The sequence below is a fragment of the Nocardiopsis sp. NPDC055879 genome (assembly GCF_053615935.1).
Window position 1 is genome coordinate 1 of sequence record NZ_JBSHCT010000097.1, and the last position, 1,260, is coordinate 1,260.

General features: G+C 68.6%; 2 pseudogenes. One reads left to right on the plus strand and one right to left on the minus strand.

Going from position 1 to position 1,260, the window contains the following annotated elements:
* Window positions 1-827: pseudogene (locus ACWGKS_RS29990) on the minus strand (IS200/IS605 family accessory protein TnpB-related protein); the annotation flags it as partial.
* Between the two features lie 287 nt (window positions 828-1,114).
* On the opposite strand from ACWGKS_RS29990, the pseudogene ACWGKS_RS29995 reads away from it, so the two are divergent.
* A pseudogene (locus ACWGKS_RS29995) lies at window positions 1,115-1,260 on the plus strand (helix-turn-helix domain-containing protein); the annotation flags it as partial.

Below are 1,260 nucleotides of genomic sequence, written 5' to 3' on the forward strand. Positions count from 1 at the left end.
GGCACCGCGATCTGCCATGAGGCGGTGATGTACCAGCGCCCACGGTCCACATCCAGGTGCACCCGGTAGGCCACCGCCCGATTCGCCGCCACCCGATCGGCCCACTCCCGGCCCCGGTGCGCGAAAACGGCCGTTCCCGAGAGCCGGTACCGACCATGCGGGGCGTTCGCCCATTCCTTGAGCGGCGCCGGGAGCCTGATCGACACCTCACCCTGCGGAGTGATACGGATCGTCTCGTTCCCGAACCGCTTCCCCGACTCCCCATCGGCCTGGAGGAACCACCGCCGGGCTTCCCATCGCTCACGCCACTGGGACTCGCTCAACCGAGCATCGGCGAGATGGTGACGGTTGCGGGCCACGTCCTTACCACCACGCACCACGGAGACTTTCCCTGCCTCGAAGTCGGCCCGCACCGCAGCGAGCCGCTCCTGCAAGGTGGCCAGACGCCGGGACTTGGCGTGCCACTGCTGCCGGGATCGGTAGCCGCCCGGCCTCTTTCCGGTGCCCTTGGACCCGACCGGCAACGGCAACCGGGACCGGAGCGTGGCGATCCCGGATTCCAAAGAGCGCAGGTGCGCGGCTTGGCCACGCCGGGCCAGGGCCCACTGGTCGTGGGTGGCCTTGGTGATCGCCCCCGCCCACCGGGAGGAGCACTCCGGGGTCAGTCGGCGTTTACGCTCCGCCCACGAGGCGCTGTCCTGGTCCAACCCGTCAGCACAGCGGGCCTTGAGATCGGTGGCGGCCAACGAGCCCAGGTGCGCGCCGACCAGCCGCAGCACCTTCTCGTCCTGAACGGTCAGGTGCTTGAGGCGGGTGCGCACGGCCACACCGGTCGGTCCCGGGACTGGGTAAGGGACCGCGATCGATCGCACCCCCCGTTGATGGGTGCCTGCCACGCGCTCCTCACCCCCTGGCCATGTTCGGTTCCCGTGTTCGAATCCAACGCTAGCCACACCCCGGGGCGGATGTGGCACGAACAGGGAAACTCCTCCGACCAGGGGTGGGGGCGCACCGCTCGGATCCGGCTCCGGCGCCCTTCACGACAGGAGTGGTTCGATGAATTCACTCAGGGACGTACACGCACACTCATGTGACCGCGCACACGAACAGATGAGAACCCCCCTACAGCCACCTGATGACCCGCCGTATCGAACGCGCCAAAGCACTCCTGCGCCGCGGCGACATGTCGGTCACCGACGTGTGCTTCGCCGTGGGCTGCACCTCCCTGGGCACCTTCAGCACCCGCTTCACCGAACTGGT